Source organism: Pelagimonas sp. (assembly GCF_050633425.1).
Lineage (GTDB): Bacteria > Pseudomonadota > Alphaproteobacteria > Rhodobacterales > Rhodobacteraceae > Pelagimonas.
Window position 1 is genome coordinate 218,343 of record NZ_JBOEGM010000004.1, and the last position, 16,635, is coordinate 234,977.

Sequence of the window (16,635 nt, forward strand, 5' to 3'; positions counted from 1 at the left end):
CTATCTACCTAAAGGGTGTTGCCAAAAAACCGTCTAAGGCTTGAAGCCAAACGGTTAACATCAACGGAGCAGACACAAGTAAAAAAGCAATTGCGCCGAAAGTGATCACTGGAGCACCTACAAATGCGACCATCAATTGTGGCATGGCCTTGTTAATAACTCCCAACGTAAGATTGTAGAGAACTGACAGGACGACAAACGGCGCTGCAAGGGTAAAGGCCAGCGCAAAGCATTTGGCAATTCTTGCGCTACCCGCTTCCGCAACATCGGCCGGATTTGGGAACGCTAAGGCAGGAAGAATCTCATATGACAGTATTAAAAATGCGGCAGCCTTGACATGAAACCCTGTGACCATCAGCAAAGCCAAAGCAGCCAAAGCAAGTATATTGCCGACGGCTGGTAACGGGTCGAGTCCGGACTGCCCCAACAATTGGGATAGGGACGTTGATTGGGCAGCGATTGCCCCAGCGGTTTGAATGGCAAGCATAAATGTCCGTAGAATCATGCCCAAAAATAAGCCGGATAGAGTTTCCGTCGCCAAGGCCCGAAAAAACACTCGCAAACTTGGCTCCGGTACCACAAAAGTTGACGTAACCACTGGCGTCAGTGCAACGGTCAAGAGCAGCGCAACAACCAACCGAATTCTCGTTGAGATCATCTGTTCACCCAGTGCCGGCATGACAGATACCGCAGCCGCGACCCGTAGAAAGACAATTAGCGAGACCCAGCCAGTGAGCGAAACCTGTTCAACCAAAGGCAACAGACCGTTCACGCCGCCACCACTCCGACCAAGGTGGGATTGGCCTCCACACCTATTTCTTCAAAAGACATTACCGGGTTTGTGATTCCCTTAGCGGCCATTACCGTACGCAAAAACCGTCTTCGCCGCGCAGATGTAACAACCGCAGGCATCATACCTCGGCTCCCTGCCTCTCCGATCTGGTTGGCAAGACCATTGGTAAGCGCTTCAAAACGATCGGGTGGTAGGGCAACATCCAACGCACCCTGGCCGCCATCGATCTGGTAGGTCATGAAGGTTTCTTCCCACTCAGGCGCAAGTTGAATCAAGGGAATGGTGCCGTCTTCCCGGCGCATTCCTGCGACCAACTGAAACCCGATCCTCTGCCGAACATGTTCACAAATCAACTCTGGTCTGGTTTGCTGACCGCGCATTTCTGAAATAGCTTCCAAAATTAGCGGCAAGTTTCGGATGGATACTTGCTCATCTAGTAATAACCTTAATACTTGATGGAGCGTGTCAGTTTGAACCTTCTCGGGAATGAGCTCATCAATCAGTTTTTGGTTGGCTTCTGCACGAACTGGATTCGTCAGATTTACCATTTCGTCCAGCAACCTACGCAACGCTTTTAGGGTTAAAAGCCGCCCAAAATTACGGCGGATAACCTCAAGCAAATGAGTTGCCAACACTTCGGCTGGAGAAACAATTGTTACGCCTGTAATCGCCGCGCGTTCTTGATCTTCCGGCCGAATCCAGCGTGCCGGAGCGCCGTAAACAGGTTCGGTAACATCTTCTCCGCTCGGAAGGGCATTGTCCTCTTCGGGAACCAAAGCCAGAACCAGATCTGAACTCAACACTCCCTTTGCCATCTCAACCCCATGTATACGAATAACATAGGTTCCGGTCGGAAGTGCCGATGCATCTGTTAGTCGGATTTCGGGTAATATTAGCCCAAAGTTTGAAGCGATGTGGTTCCGCATGTTCGCAATACGCACATCCAAACCGGTACCAGGGTCCAATGCCATGTTTACCAAATCAGGAGCAAATTCGACGTGAATATCATCCAAATCCAGAACATCGCCCATGGGACGCACAGCCGGCTCTATTGGCGCGTCAACTTGATCCTCCGACTCGTTTTCTTGAGGTTTATTTTTACTTAACCACCAAGCCGAGGCACCCAAAAGACCTGCACCCGCTATAAACGGAATAAAGGGCAGGCCAGGAACCAATGCGAATAGAGCCATTAGAACCGCAACGGTCGATAAAGCGGCTGGATGTCGTCCAAGTTGTCCAACAACCGCAACATCTGCGGCGACATTTGAACCGCCTCTCGCGAGCAACAAACCAGCGGCTATCGAAATAATAACTGCGGGAATTTGGGACACCAAACCGTCGCCCACGGTCAGAATAGCGTATGTTTCCATAGCGCTAGACAAAGGCATTCCATGCACGACCACACCCATAATCATGCCCATAACCAAGTTTAGAGCCGTGATTAGGAGTCCAGCAACAGCGTCCCCCTTGACAAACTTTGATGCACCGTCGAGCGAACCAAAGAACGTTGTTTCTTGCTGTTCTGTTTCCCGTCTGAGTTTTGCTTCAGCGTGGTCAATGGCACCCGCAGACATATCTGCGTCGATAGCCAATTGCTTCCCTGGCATCGCATCTAGAGCAAATCTAGCGGAAACTTCCGCCATTCTAGCAGAACCCTTGGTAATAACTGCGAAATTTACAATCATCAAAACCCCGAAAACTACGAGGCCTAAGAATACGCTACCGCCCATAACAAAGCTGGCAAAACCCTGTATCACTTCGCCTGCCGCATGAGTTCCAGTATGCCCTTGACCGATGATAAGCTTAGTCGAACTTACGTTAAGTGACAGTCGAAGCATCAAAGACGTCAAAAGGATGGTTGGAAAGGCAGAAAAATCCAATGGACGTTCAATAAACAACGTTACTGTAAATATTAAAATTGCTAGTCCAAACGATGCTGCTAATCCAACGTCCAATACCCATGATGGTACCGGCAAAATCATCATGACAATAACGGCCATAAGAGCCAGCGACATGAGGATAGTAGGATTGAACAAAGACGAGGCTCTACTTCCCATTGTAGACCTCCTGATGTCCAGTACTTATCCCGATGAAAAATTTCACTGAGCCGGTAAGGCTTTTTTCGAAGAAAGTAATTCTCAATAGAGGATACTTGTATCGCCGACACTTCGACTTCATAGTGTTAACTCCCGATTCTCAGCTTCACTAAACTTGACGGAAGTACGTTTATTTTTAGTAAGTTTTTCCTAGTTAACCGATGCGAGCTCTGTTGCGTCAAGCATGTTCAATATGGTCGCTCGAACATCAGAGCTCTGAGCTTGCAGTCTTTCTATTTCTTCAAGATCAATGTCATCGAAGCTTGGTGTAACCCGTTCTTGCGAGAGAAACTGTGCCGCCGACGAAAGAGGATCATCTTTCTGTTCCGAAACACGCCCCCAGTTTCCAGACAACCATGCCTGAGTTAGACCGCTCGTTTCTTCTCCTAGTTCGTCATATATTGCACGCGCGTATTCGTGATCTCCCATTTTGCTTCTAGCCAAAGCTCGTAACAACGCTACATTTTCCCCCTTCAATCCAATCAGAAGAATTTCAGCTTCCTCTGGCCTAGAGAGGCTGATAAGAGCTTTGGCCTTGGCAACTTGGATTTCACGAAACAGTTCCGGGTCTTGGATTTCTTCCAGTGTAGTTAGAGACGCGTCGGGTAGGCCCATTTTTAGCACACGCTCCGCCGCAAGAAGTAGCGTTGAACTTCGTAGTTTCTCTTGCATTTTGGGAACTTCGTAGAAAAAATATTTCAAGAATGGTAAATCTTCTGAATTTTGAAAAATTGCTTCAAATGTGTCATTCGTTGAATCAATCAAAAGCTCCTCTGATATCCCGTCAACACTGTTTAAAACACTTAAGGCATCATCAAACTCGTTATTTAGCACCAAAGAGCGCAAATGTGCCTGCCACAATTCTGGGCCACTATCCGAATTTCGCAGTTCTGTTGAATAGGCGCCCGACAATTCTACGATTCTCTCAGGAACACGCTCCCCGCTTTCGCGAGCTAGTTCCACCTTCGCCGCAATTGCCGATGCTGTCTCCGGACCATCAGAAATACTCAATTGAGACAACGCTGCATTCGCTTGTTCTTGGTTTCCCTCTAGGAGATCTAGCTGTGCCTTGCCCAACAGTATGCTTTCAGTCTCGTGACCAGTTGAGCGTTCTAACCGACGTAATAATGATTTTGCCACCCCAGTAAACCCGGAGTTCGTGAGTTTCTGTGCTAATAGAGGCCCCACATGCAACTTTAGGTGTTTTGGTAAAATCTCAAATGCTTGAAGAAGAAATGAATCATTTATCACCGAACTGGGCAAAAGGTTTTGCCCGTCCAAAACGGCCCACATGACCGAATAGCTCTCGCAATTGAGTTGTGATGCAAAATATTGAGATGGATCACTTTCGCCATCTATCAAATAACTCAATGCCAGTAAAGCCGGGTCAAGGTTGCCCCCTTCAGTGATCAGTACTGACCTCGCCTCAGCCCCGAAACCAAAAAATAGCAAGCTTTGAACGTAGCTGATAAGAGCATTTTTGTTTATTCGATCAAACTCACCAAACATTGCCCCGCGCCTTGTTGCTAGTAGTAAGCTGATCTCAGACTGATCCTCGCCCCACTTTGATAAATCAACCGTGTGGCTTTGCGTGCATTGGCGACCTCCAATTGATACCCTGCCTTTTTCTGAGAAATCTCTTTCAACTTCATCGTCAAGCCTAATAGTTCCTACAGTATTCTGAGCGTCGATATCATTTAGATCAAATTCAGCCCTTCTTGTCGGGCGTCCGAGCGATTGCGATGGATCAAGCAGTCCTTGTGTTGCGGCACTAGCGACATCAACAAAAACTTGACCTCTAACCTGTGCAGATACTTCTGCCGAACGTGCCTCTTCGTTTACGGCTGGGAAACCTTCCAGTTGCTCCGAAAACACCGGGAGGTTTAACGTCGATAAGGAGGTATCTCTTTTCAATGGCCCAATACGAGCGCCATCCCCGAGCCAAAGTTTTGACAAATCTGTTTGCGGCTGCGCAGCGGTATCTTTTGCACTTACGTTGGAATTAACCACGTTGTTCTTAATGTCGATGACCAACATACTATTGCGCAATAAAAACCCACTTGCAAAACAATCGCAGGCGAGGTGAATATCTATACTGGATGAATTTTCTAAGGGCACCATCCCTAGAACTCTGTCCTTATTGATTTTGTCGAAGACCAGACTTGTATTGTATCCAGATATGGATCTATCCAATGTCAATCGAACAAAATTCGTTTCTGTGTTTGGAGCTAACGTCCAGGTGGTTTCCGCAGGCACATCAAAGACAAGACGTGTAAAATCGCCGTGCTCTCCACTCCTTACCGCAATAATTTGCGCGCTGGCACTTTGAAAGGCTAGAGTTAAAAGAAGTGTCAGTAAAAGCCGCATTAAGCCGCCTCCTGCTTAACTGACTTCAATGCTTCTTCGAGATCTTCAAAGCTTGGTCGGTAGTGCGATGGAGTGTTTTGCCTACCGACCTCAATGCAAATGTTTGTTGCGTGGTTGTGCAGGTTTGCAACTAATACTTCGCGAATCAAATGATAGAAATGCAAATCATCATCCACAACCGCTTTGACTTTGGAAGCGAATGGCGCGACCAAGCCATACGCTAGGAAAACACCCAGGAAGGTCCCAACCAACGCGCCGCCAATCATCTTTCCGAGCACTTCAGGTGGCTGGTCAATGGAAGCCATTGTTTTGATGACACCTAAAACCGCAGCAACAATTCCCAATGCGGGAAGCGCATCAGCCATTGACTGCAACGCGTGACTTGAGTGCTGCGCGTGGGCGGCCATTCCGTCAAGCCTTTTATCAAGAACCTCTTCGACCTGATGGGGATCATCATAGTTCATAGACACCGATCGCATAGTATCGCAAATCAGCTCCAAAGCGTGTTTGTCGGCCAATATTTTGGGATACTTCTCAAATATATTGGATTCACTCGGAGTTTCGATGTGCTCTTCAATCGCGACCGGGTTTTGGCGTGCCAAGCGAATTAATTCAAAGAGCAGACACAATAGGTCCCGGTAATCTTCGTTTTTCCACTTGGCGCCCTTAAAAACCTTCGAAATGTCCTTGAGAGAGTGTTTTACAGTTGCGCCATCGTTACTGATCATGAAGGCACCAGCTGCGGCTCCTCCAATCATCATCATTTCGAATGGCAACGCTTTTATGATGATTCCAAGTTTACCACCGGCGGCTACGTAACCGCCAAAAACCATTGCGAAAATCACGACAATTCCGATGATTCCCAGCATGACAGATCTCCCCAAAACACGTTGAACTTAAACTTGACAGGCGACGGTTAAGAAAACCTCTGCACAAGTCCGGGTTTTGATTACATTACGACAAAATCGGCGTGCAGCGCGCCAGCGGCTTTGATGCTCTTTAGGATGTCAATCATATCTCGAGGGCTGACACCTAGGGCGTTCAAACCGGCAATCACCTCAGAAAGCGAGGTACCTTCGGGAACAACTGCTAACCCAATCCCTGGCTCTTCCTCAATCGCCGCACCCGTACGTGGGACAACAACCGTTTCGCCTTCACTGAACGGATTGGGTTGAATTGCCAGCGGCGCTTCTTCAATCCGCAAGGTTAGGTTCCCTTGGGAAACTGCAACACTTGAGATTCTGACGTCAGACCCCATCACTATAGTCCCAGATCTCTGGTCCACGACGACACGGGCTTTTCGTTGTGGTTCGACGGTTAGATTTTCGATCGCAACAACGGCCCGCGCAGGCGATCTGGCCCCAGTTTTCTCAAGATTTACCGTGATGGTTCCAGCGTCGTTCATTGTTGCAGCCCGACGTCCAATGCGGCGGTTGATGGCATCTTCGATCCTCGCTGCTGTCGTGAAATCCGGTTCTCTCAGAGCAAGTCTGAGAGACGATAATTGTGAAAAATCGAACTCGATTTCACGCTCCACACGAGCACCGGATGGAATAACGCCAGCTGTTGGCACGCCTTGCACAACCTTCGCAGCGTCACCTTCTGCCTCAACTCCTCCGGCAATAACTGTACCCTGCGCAACCGCGTAGATCTGGCCGTCAGCTGCATTGAGCGGCGTCATAATAAGAGTTCCACCCAGCAAGCTTTTTGCATCGCCAATAGCGGAGACTGTGACATCGATTTGTCCCCCTGAACGTGCAAAGGCAGGCAGGCGGGCAGTGACAATCACAGCAGCAACGTTACGTGGGCGAAATTGTTCGCCTGTCACATTGACCCCAAGTCGCTCTAGAATATTGGACAATATTTCTTCGGTGAACGGAGAATTTCTCAGCCCGTCACCGGTACCGTTTAACCCCACGACAAGACCATATCCGACCAAATCATTTGATCTTACGCCATCGAACTCAACAAGGTCTTTGATACGAACCGATTGCGCATTTGCAGAGCCGACAAAACTAAATGCCATCAAGAGTGCTAACATTAATCGTTTCATTATAGATAATCCGCCAATGACAAACGTTGAGATCTTGCAGTAATCGCATAGAGGCTTTCGAGTTGCCCTCGTATGTTTTCGTACCGCGCGGCGGATTCATATGAATCCGCTCCGACCAGATCGAGACGTGCAAGGCTCGCAGATGCGGTTTCCGCCGAATTTCTGGTTTTGGTTTCCTCAATCCGACCTTCCAAGGCACCCAATCCAGCACGCAGTTCGACTATAGATTGTTGTGCGGCCAACAAGTCACGACCAGATTTCGCCAAAAGTTCAACCTTGACCTCTGTGTCCAAACCAAGTGTCGTATCTGATGCCAAGGCCGCCATGGCTAGCGGTTTGAGAAGTTCCCTAAAAACCGGATCGGTCGCGCGGATATCAACGTTCGCAGTATCAGTTTCACTCAATTGAAAGGGCGCAATCCCATTATTGGATCCTTCGTAGGTCGTTGTTTCATAACTACCGCCTGCGCCAAAAAAGATATCCAATTGCGCTTCGATCCCCGCAAGGGTTGTTTGTCCGGCAAGAGCAACTTGCAAATCCGCAATCATATCTTCGCTACTCGCAACCGCAGGCCTATCAGTGGCGGTCCCACCAAACAGCGTTCGGCCGGCAACAGATCGGTTTAAGCCGTTCATAATTTGGTCCAACGCGTTCGACGCATCATCAGACATTGTCTGAAGTAATGGATCGGTCGGCGTCAAATCTGCGGCGATTAATGTCTGCGACAACGTCTGGCTTCGTGTTTGCATTTCGTCCAAACTGGTCTGCATTGTACTGGTAATATAGGTCGCTTCGGTAGTGTTGACCCTGTACGCATTGAGTTTCGAAAGTGTACGATCAATTTCTTGCAAACTGGACAGATCGCCATTCAAGTGTTTGGCTGAATCCTTAACAAAGCCAGTCGACACTTCGACCGCCAATTTGTCCATTTCTTCCCGCAGACGCACTTGATTGGTTCTTAAGACCAGTGATCGTGCCATATCCCCTACAGATTGCATGTTTATCCTCCTCAGATGGACATCAAACGTTCCATCAAGTCGTCAACGACAGACATGACTTTTGCGTTTGCGGAATATTGTTGTTCGATTTGCATGAGTCGTTGCAGCTCTTGATCTGTGTCGACCCCCTTTGACAGCTCTAGTTCGCTCAACGCGGTGTTCTGTGACATCAGAAAGCTTTGTTCATTTTCTGCCCGAACCCGGGTACCAGCGATGTTCGATGAAAACTCCGAAATGTGGTTTACAAAACTTCGCGAAACTGAAGGAAGCGATGAAGAGCTAGGGATCGTTGAGGCTGTAAGTGCCGCAGTTATGTCTTGTAAAAGACGACCCTCACCAACTTCACCTTGTGTTGCGGCTCCAAGCCCGTCACGCAATCGCCATACAGATCCTGAACCCGGCGCAACGAGCGAATTGAGCTGAATTCGCCCTGCCAACCCTTCTTCATTCAACGGGTCAAATGCGGCCCCACTGTCTGTGAAAAGCCCTGGATCTGTCGCACCAAGAGTCGTATCTGGGCCCGCGGGGCCAAGCCGTTCAATCAGGTCACGAGAAATCGCGTCAAGTGACGCTTGGCTTTCAACGGCGACATCGTCACGAATGGCAAACTGTGCGGCCAAACTTCCGCCCGCGAACATGCCGTTCGCAGTTGAATTCACGGCTAAACCATTGACTGTCAGGCCATTTAGATCACCCGCTGACAACGACATGCTTGCGCCAATCGCATTTACCGGCTCAAATCCGATTTCTTGCGGCGAACCATCAAGCAGCGTCGCTCCGCTGGTTGTAAAAACAGCGATGTCACCAAGTTCGCGTTCGACCACTCGCAAGGGAACAATTTCGGATATGCTGTCGAGAACCCTTGCACGTTCATCAAGCAGGGTCGCGGAATCGGAACCGGTTGAGTTGGCTTTGATTATGTTTTCGTTCAAGTCGTCCAAACGAGTCATTGCTTCGTTCAAAGACTGAACTTGATGAGAAATTGCGGTATCCGCCGCTTGCCTTGATTGTTGAATTTCATATGAAAGGTCATTCAAGCTTTGCGTGAGCGAAGTCGCCGCCGTTGCGACATTTTCCAAACGCTGTGTTGAGGCAGGATTGGTGGCCGCAGAAATAAGCGCGTTTTCAAAAGCTGTTACGCGTTCAACCAGTGCACCAGGTGTTCCTGTTTCGCCCACCAAGCTCTCAAGGCGTTTTGAATGCGCATACATACCGTTTGAATTCGCAAGTTGCGCATCCGAAACCCTTCGATCGGCGACCAGAACCGGATCGGAATGTCGAATAACTCCAGAGATGCGCACACCCCCGGTCGTTCCAACCGCGCCGGGCGTTAGGGCCAACTCTCGTCGGCCATAACTCTCGGTTGTCGCATTGGAAATATTGGTGGAAACCATTGAGGCCGCCCGGGCATTGGCTTGTAGCCCGCTGAACGCATTATATAGAGCACCCGTAAGAGACATGTAACGACCTCCTTCAAAGGTCTAACGGTGAACCGTTAGCGTTTGATGTTTGTGGTTTCTTGCAGCATTTCATCGACTGTCTGGATGACCTTCGCGTTCGACGAGTATGCACGTTGAGTTTGAATCATTGCCGTGAGTTCGTTGGCAACATCGGTGGCACTTTCTTCACGTGCGAAGGGCACAACATCACCGACAGGCCCATCCCCTGCGTCCCACAGGAAGAAGTTGCCACTATCCGGCGATGCCATATAGATTTGTTTGTCCATTGCGATCATTCCATTCGGATTTGGAACATCGACCAAAGGCACTTGGTAAATCGTTCGCGAAATACCCGTGTCAAAGAAGGCGTGAACAAAGCCGTTTTCGTCCACTTCAACAGTGGTCATTTTACCAACCGGGGAACCGTCCTTGGAGATGTTAAGGGGTTGGAATTTCTCGCCAACTTGCGTTAGACCCGCGCTGCTTCCTGGCTCACCGATATTGATCTCCATTGGGCCGCCGTTGACGTTGACAATCAGAGCACCGGTTAAAGGATCATATGCCCCACCAGAGGTTGTCGCGACGGACAAAATCGAGCCGCCGCTGGTGGATGTATCGTCAAATGTGACGACATACTCGCCAATTGGGTTACTTGCCGCATCCGTCGCAGAGTCGTTGATAACGATTGTCCATTCGTTAGACGACCCGGTTGCCGGAATTGTCGGCGTGTAGGTAATTGTCAGGTTTTCAGGGCGACCAAGGTTGTCAAAATACTCAACAGATTGGTCAATTGGGTCACCGCTGGCTGTCGAATCTGTTTGTGTCGCCGCTAGGTTGACGCCCAAAGTAATCTGAGTTGTCGGCTCACTGGTGAACTGGTTCAAATTGATTTGGATTGGCTCCAGACTGCTAGACGAATCCCGTGGGAAGGTCGGCATTGTTCCATCTGCATTGGCTGGCCAGCCCAATAGCATCAAACCCGATTCAGTCTTCAGATAGCCATTTGAGTCAACACGAAACGACCCGGTGGTTGTCAAAAACATCTGAGGATTTTCGGAACCCGCCTTTACTTCGGTCGCTTCTGCAACTGGAAGGAAGCCGTTCCCTCGCACCGCGAGGTCGGTCGGGTTGGTGGTGCCAACAAGGGCACCGCCTTGATCAACCAGCCGTTGGGTGGTTGTACGCACACCGCCCGCAGTATAGCCACCGCCGCTGTTGGACATGACCATGGAAGAAAAGTCAGTTTCGACCCGTTTGTATCCGCTGGTCGATGAATTCGCGATATTATCTGAAATCGTGCCTAACCGTGTTGCGTTGGCCGCCAGGCCCGCCACACCTGCATTAAGCGATGAGGAAATCGTCATGGAAACGCCTTTCTGCTGTCTCGTCTTTTACTCGAGACAACAGATAAGGCGCTGAGCTTAACGCAGAGCTAACAGCTAAAATCCAATCAAAACTCAATTCACTTTTGATGAGAGCTTGTCATTCTCTCAGGAACACAATTTCGATCCGATTGTTGCGAATATCCATACGGTTAGAGCGAATTGGCTCCTTGTCTGCGTAGGACGTAACCCTGCGCACCCGCTCTGATTCCAACCCAGAAGAAATCACTTGCTCCCTGAACATTGCTGCCCGTTGCGCCGACACATCCCAAGCAGGGTTTTCAGCGATTACAATAGGATAGGCCGATGTATGCGCTTCAACCGCGATGGGATTCGTCACCATGTATGACGCTTCGACAATGATCCGGGACAAGTCTTTTAGAAGTGCCGTCGGCTTCGAATCCCCCTCAAAGAGACGGGCATTTTCCGTTTCAAACAGTTCAATCACCAAGCCTTCATCGGTCACACGCGTAACGATGTGTTCCAATAATTCGTCAGCAACCATGCTTTCGCCGCTGCGACCCATCAACATATCTTCGACCACCTCAAAGGATTCGTCCTCGGCGGCCTTGTCGGCATCTTCTCCCGATGTCGAGCTAGCTTTGTCTGATGCATCGGCTTGCGGTTTCAGGCTGGTCGAGCCCGTTCCCATCCGAGGCAACGTGTTTTCCGCAAAGACGGAGTTTCCGCCTAGCGCTCCAGATCCGCCACCCGAAACACGGGCCATCGCAATGGTCGGACTAAAGTAATCCGCGATACCTTTGCGTTGTTTCTCAGTTGTTGCATTCAACAGCCACATCAACATAAAGAAAGCCATCATAGCTGTCACAAAGTCAGCATATGCCACTTTCCAGGCACCGCCATGATGCCCGTCGCCAGCGACGACTTTCTTACGTTTGATGATGACTGGACGCACATTGCTGTCGCCACTCATCTCACCACCTTTTCTCTCACCGAGGGAAGGTGTAACCTGTAAGGGTTTACCAGCGGCTTAATGTTTCAAAATGTTCCGTTAAAACGCCGTGCTGTATTTCACACAGGCAAGGACGTTGCATCTATGCACAATAGACAGATTCGTTTAATACTTTTAGCAAATGCATCGAATAACAAGAATTTGGAGAGGAACAGGTATGCCGGTTTTTCGGTCTAAGCGCGCAAAATTCTGCGTCTTTGTTTCCTCGTGTGCGGTTCTGGTCGCTGCACCGACCCTGGCTAACGAGCCACGCAACGGACCGACATACAACGTATATGGCTCGCCCGGCTTGGTCGATATGCCAACCGCAGACACCTTTCAGGACGGGAATCTCGCGGCCACTTTTGGCGTTTTGGGTAAAACCAGCAGAACCACAGTCGGTTTTCAACTGACCCCTCGCATCTCTGCAAGCTTCCGCTACTCGGCGTTGGGCGAAGCAACAGACGGCTGGAACGGGACCTATTTTGACCGAAGCTTTGACGTGCGTTTCTTGCTTCTAACGGAAACGGATAAGCGCCCTGCGCTAAGCTTGGGCTTTCAAGACGTGATGGGCACCGGCCTCTACAGCGGCGAATATTTGGTTGCGACCAAATCGCTTGCCCCAGGTTTGAAAGTAACGGGCGGCATCGGCTGGGGCCGCTTTGGGAGCTATAACGCCTTTGCATCCTCTGGAACGCGGTCGGAAACTGTTTTGGGGCAAGGTGGCATCCCAACTTATGATCGCTGGTTCCGAGGCGATGTCGCGGCGTTTGGCGGCATTTCTTACGCGCCAAATGACCGCTGGAACTTCAAACTAGAATATTCGTCAGACAACTACGATTACGAACAAGACGCAGGCCAGTTTGAAAAAACCAGCCCGTACAATTTTGGGGTTGATTACCGTTTTCGCAATGGCAACCAGCTCTCTTTGTACCACGCCTATGGAACACAAATTGGTGGTCAGTTGACCCTTGCTGTAAATCCAAAAACTCAAGGGATTCCTGGCGGGCTTGAAACCGCTGGCTTGCCGATCAAGCCACGAAGCCCGCAAGACATCAGGGATTTGGGATGGGCGTCAGACTCAGGCAGAGTGTCAAGCGCAGAGACATCCTTGGTGCGTTTGGCTGCGAAAGAAGGGCTTGTCATTGAAGGCGTAAAGCTTGACGCCAACAGGGCAACCATTCGGTTGTCTAACCCGCGATTTGGGGCACCCTCGCAAGCGATTGGCCGCCTCGCCAGAACAATGTCGCGCACGCTGCCTGCCTCCATTGAGGAATTTGTTGTCGTACCAGTTGTTGCTGGCATCCCAATGTCTGCCGTCGTCATGCGTCGGTCTGATTTGGAGCGGTTGGAACATGAATCCGCAGCCGCGATGCTGGCGGAAACCAGCATTGTTGACGGCTACAAGCTTGCCCCCGACGCCAACCCCGGCATTTACCCGAGGTTTAACTGGGCAATCACACCTTATGTCGACATGTCGGTATTCGATCCAGACGAACCGGTTCGTTTGGATGCTGGTATTCGCGCCAAGGCGGACTACGAAATTCGACCAAATATGGTTCTGTCAGGCTCGATTACCAAGAAGTTCTTGGGAAATCTGGACGACGATCCGCGTCAGGATGAATCCAAACTACCCCGCGTGAGAACGGACAACGCCCTGTATTCGGCCCAAGGTGATCCTGCGATTGAATATTTGCAGTTGGCAATGTTTGGCAGGCCCGCCAAAGATTTCTACTCACGTGTCTCAATCGGTTACCTAGAGCGTATGTATGGCGGTGTTTCTGCGGAACTGTTGTGGAAACCAGTCAATAGCCGTTTGGCTTTGGGGGCAGAGATCAACTACATCCAACGTCGCGACTATGATCAGCTCCTTGGGTTCCAGGATATGACAACGGTGGATCCCGTCTCAGGCAACGAATATGAAATTCCGCACCTGAATGGTCATGTCTCAGCTTATTATGACTTCGGAAATGGCTTCCATGGTCAGTTAGATGTTGGCCGCTATCTCGCCGGCGACTATGGCGGCACCGTGACTGTCGACCGTGAGTTTGCAAACGGTTGGAAAGTTGGTGCCTATGCGACGTTCACAGATGTCACCTCAGACGAATTTGGGGAAGGTTCCTTTGACAAGGGCTTGCGGTTCTTTATCCCACTTGCACCGTTCATCGGGCAGCCGTCACGCAAAGTGAATCCAACTGTTATTCAGTCGTTGTCTCGTGATGGTGGCGCTCGTTTGAAAGTGCGGGATCGTCTCTATGAAAATGTCCGCGAATACCATGAACCCGTTGTCGCGGATTCATGGGGAAGGTTCTGGAGATAACCCATGCTCAAGCATATGAAACTCACACTGGCCTTCGCGGCAGCACTTGGATTGGTCGCCTGTAGCAGTACCGGTGAAAACAAAAATCCACTTCTATCCATCAAAGCGTTGCCAGCCATGCTGTCCAACAAACGGCCCGCGCCCCCGGTGGTCACAGCAGAACAGATCACCAGCGTTTTGGCCGCTACAGACAGGCCAAATTCAATTTTCGTAATTGAAAACACGGCTGCGCAGCTGATTTTGGTCGAACTGCAAAGAAACGGCCCGTATCAGACTTACGGCTCATCAGCGCGCCAAGCAATTGTGTTGCGCAACGGCAAAATCGTCTCAACACGAGGATTTGGCGGAGATCTGATGTCGTCTGACGAAGGTGGTTTGTTGTCTTTGGTCCGGTCAAGATCGGTGGGGACAACAAGCTATACGTTGCGCCACCTGACGTCTGACAACCAAACCACCGTTTCGACATTCACCTGCAAACTGGACGCTGGGCAAACCTTGCCTGTTGTTTCAGGTGAGGTGAATAGAAAAGGCCGTGTTATGACCGCGACCTGTAAAGATGCAAACAGGTCCTTTACGAATACCTATGTGGTCGACGGCGGCGGCAACATCATCAGCGGCCGCCAATGGCTTGGTGACGTTTTGGGCTATTTCAACGTTCAACCCTTGCGCATCTAAGCTAGTGCAAGGAAATCTTGCGTAGTACCGTCGCTGTCATCAGCTTGATATCATAGCATAAATTGCGATTTTTCGCATAAATCAGATCGATCTGAGCTTTACGCGGAACGCACCTACGGCAGTAGGTGTCTTCTGTTTCGTCGGATGTTTGACAAGCCAAAAGCAGGGTTTCTTCTGTTTTGTGATAGGCCAAGGTTGCCAACCCGGTTACGCCGGGGCGCGACTCCAGCACTTTGGCATACAGGTCTGGGTATAATTCAACATAGCGACGCAAGGGCGGCCTTGGGCCAACAAAGCTGATATCGCCCTTCAAGATGTTCCAAAGCTGGGGAAGTTCGTCCAAGCGGTACTTTCGTAAAAAGGCCCCTGTTTTGGTAATGCGCCGCGCCTTGTCACCGCCAGATACACCGCTGTCTTTTGCATCCGGCTGCATTGTGCGGAACTTCCACAGGTAAAAAGGTTCGTCCTGTGTTTTCATCCGTTCCGAGACATAGAAAACCGGCCCGCCATCGCGCAACAAAATCAAAATTGCCACTGCGATAATTACCGGGGCCAGCGGGATCAAAAACAGCAAAACGAAAAAGATATCTGCTATGCGCTTGCTTGCCGTCATGGCCAAACCCCACCTTGCCGCGCGCAGGAAATCAAGTGTTCCGGCTCAGCCGCCTTTGCCCCCAGATCAATCAGATTTTGCAGCCTAGATGTCTCAAGCATAACCGAGGCAATGGCGCTCGGAGGAGCCGGTTTCCAGCTGACATCACACCCAGCCGCCTTTGCCAAATCCTCCATAGGAGTCGTTCTTGGCGCTGCTATGTTGATAATCCCGCAAATGTCCGGCGCATTTGCCAAGGTTTCAATCACCTTTGCCAAATCCAAGGATCCGATATAGCTCCTACGGGGGCCTTGCCCGTCTTCAAAACGGTCCAATGTCACCGAACCCTTAGGTTTCATGTTGTTGAAAAGCCCATCGGCCCCGGCGACATTCGTCAGGCGCAGGATGACCGATGATAAATTGCTGTCGTTCTGTTCATGCCAGCGCGCAATCGTCTGTTCCATCGCCAGCTTTGCCTGTCCATAGGGGCTCGGAGGACGCCCGGTGCTGGTTTCTAGCAATGGCTCCGAAGACGGTTGATAGACAGCAGAGCTGGAACAATGCAGAACCCGGCGTGCGCCCAGCGCCTGGGCCAGGTCCAAGGCCTTAACAGCAAGATTAGAATTGTCCGAAAAATCCCGGTCAGATCCCGGTGTGACACCCCAAAGGGCGACAATTGTATCAGCTTTGGGAAGGGCCTGAATGGGCAGGTCAGGTTGCCAGATATATCCATCGCTCGGTGCCGGTGCGTGTCTAGAAACGTAAGAAAAATCAATGCCTTTGGCCGGATACTCCCGCCAGACCGAGGTCAACATACGGCCAAGTTTGCCGTTTGCCCCCAGAACTAGTACTTGTCGCTTTTGCGGTTCTGGCGCCACGGTTCGTCCTCATTCCGCTTCCCAATGATCAACGTTCTGTCTATCAACTACTTAAGCGGCTACAAAGCTTTAAAGTAGCCAGCCAAAGGC

At 50.3% G+C, this 16,635-nt stretch carries 13 protein-coding genes; 2 read left to right on the top strand and 11 right to left on the bottom strand.

Going from position 1 to position 16,635, the window contains the following annotated elements; translation table 11 throughout:
- Nucleotides 1–4 precede the first annotated feature (4 nt).
- From ACRBB0_RS02980 to ACRBB0_RS03020, 9 genes are all read right to left on the bottom strand, one after another.
- The gene (locus ACRBB0_RS02980) at nt 5–772 is read right to left on the bottom strand and encodes a flagellar biosynthetic protein FliR (protein ID WP_431372910.1); all 768 of its coding nucleotides are present in this window, start codon (nt 770–772) and stop codon (nt 5–7) included.
- Entirely contained in the window at nt 769–2,850 is a 2,082-nt protein-coding gene (gene flhA / locus ACRBB0_RS02985) for a flagellar biosynthesis protein FlhA (protein ID WP_431372911.1), read from the bottom strand. Before flhA ends, ACRBB0_RS02980 begins: the two co-directional genes overlap by 4 nt.
- Before the next feature lie 189 nt (nt 2,851–3,039).
- Entirely contained in the window at nt 3,040–5,256 is a 2,217-nt protein-coding gene (locus ACRBB0_RS02990) for a hypothetical protein (RefSeq protein WP_431372912.1), read from the bottom strand.
- A complete protein-coding gene (motA, locus tag ACRBB0_RS02995) occupies nt 5,256–6,125 on the bottom strand; it encodes a flagellar motor stator protein MotA (RefSeq protein ID WP_431372913.1) in 870 nt (289 codons plus the stop codon). The genes ACRBB0_RS02990 and motA overlap by 1 nt, the downstream gene beginning before the upstream one ends.
- 80 nt (nt 6,126–6,205) lie before the next feature.
- Nucleotides 6,206–7,297 carry a flagellar basal body P-ring protein FlgI gene (locus ACRBB0_RS03000; RefSeq protein WP_431373225.1) on the bottom strand — a complete coding sequence of 364 codons (1,092 nt, stop codon included), beginning with the start codon at nt 7,295–7,297 and terminating at the stop codon, nt 6,206–6,208.
- Between the two features lie 11 nt (nt 7,298–7,308).
- Entirely contained in the window at nt 7,309–8,307 is a 999-nt protein-coding gene (locus ACRBB0_RS03005; protein WP_431372914.1) for a flagellin, read from the bottom strand.
- An 11-nt stretch (nt 8,308–8,318) separates the two neighbouring features.
- The gene (flgK, locus tag ACRBB0_RS03010) at nt 8,319–9,767 is read right to left on the bottom strand and encodes a flagellar hook-associated protein FlgK (RefSeq protein ID WP_431372915.1); all 1,449 of its coding nucleotides are present in this window, start codon (nt 9,765–9,767) and stop codon (nt 8,319–8,321) included.
- Nucleotides 9,768–9,802: 35 nt separating this feature from the next.
- Nucleotides 9,803–11,110 carry a flagellar hook protein FlgE gene (locus ACRBB0_RS03015; RefSeq protein ID WP_431372916.1) on the bottom strand — a complete coding sequence of 436 codons (1,308 nt, stop codon included), beginning with the start codon at nt 11,108–11,110 and terminating at the stop codon, nt 9,803–9,805.
- Nucleotides 11,111–11,228: 118 nt separating this feature from the next.
- Nucleotides 11,229–12,062: a flagellar motor protein MotB gene (locus ACRBB0_RS03020; protein WP_431372917.1), complete on the bottom strand. Its 834-nt coding sequence runs from the start codon at nt 12,060–12,062 to the stop codon at nt 11,229–11,231.
- A gap of 196 nt (nt 12,063–12,258) precedes the next feature.
- On the opposite strand from ACRBB0_RS03020, the gene ACRBB0_RS03025 reads away from it, so the two are divergent.
- Together ACRBB0_RS03025 and ACRBB0_RS03030 are read left to right on the top strand one after the other, a co-directional pair.
- Entirely contained in the window at nt 12,259–14,400 is a 2,142-nt protein-coding gene (locus tag ACRBB0_RS03025) for a YjbH domain-containing protein (protein ID WP_431372918.1), read from the top strand.
- 3 nt (nt 14,401–14,403) lie between these two features.
- Nucleotides 14,404–15,075 carry a YjbF family lipoprotein gene (locus tag ACRBB0_RS03030; RefSeq protein ID WP_431372919.1) on the top strand — a complete coding sequence of 224 codons (672 nt, stop codon included), beginning with the start codon at nt 14,404–14,406 and terminating at the stop codon, nt 15,073–15,075.
- A gap of 1 nt (nt 15,076) precedes the next feature.
- Here ACRBB0_RS03030 and ACRBB0_RS03035 read toward each other — a convergent pair whose 3' ends face one another.
- Complete coding sequence (locus ACRBB0_RS03035) at nt 15,077–15,688, bottom strand: sugar transferase (protein WP_431372920.1); 612 nt, start codon at nt 15,686–15,688, stop codon at nt 15,077–15,079.
- Entirely contained in the window at nt 15,685–16,545 is an 861-nt protein-coding gene (locus ACRBB0_RS03040; RefSeq protein ID WP_431372921.1) for an NAD-dependent epimerase/dehydratase family protein, read from the bottom strand. Before ACRBB0_RS03040 ends, ACRBB0_RS03035 begins: the two co-directional genes overlap by 4 nt.
- Nucleotides 16,546–16,635 lie beyond the last annotated feature (90 nt).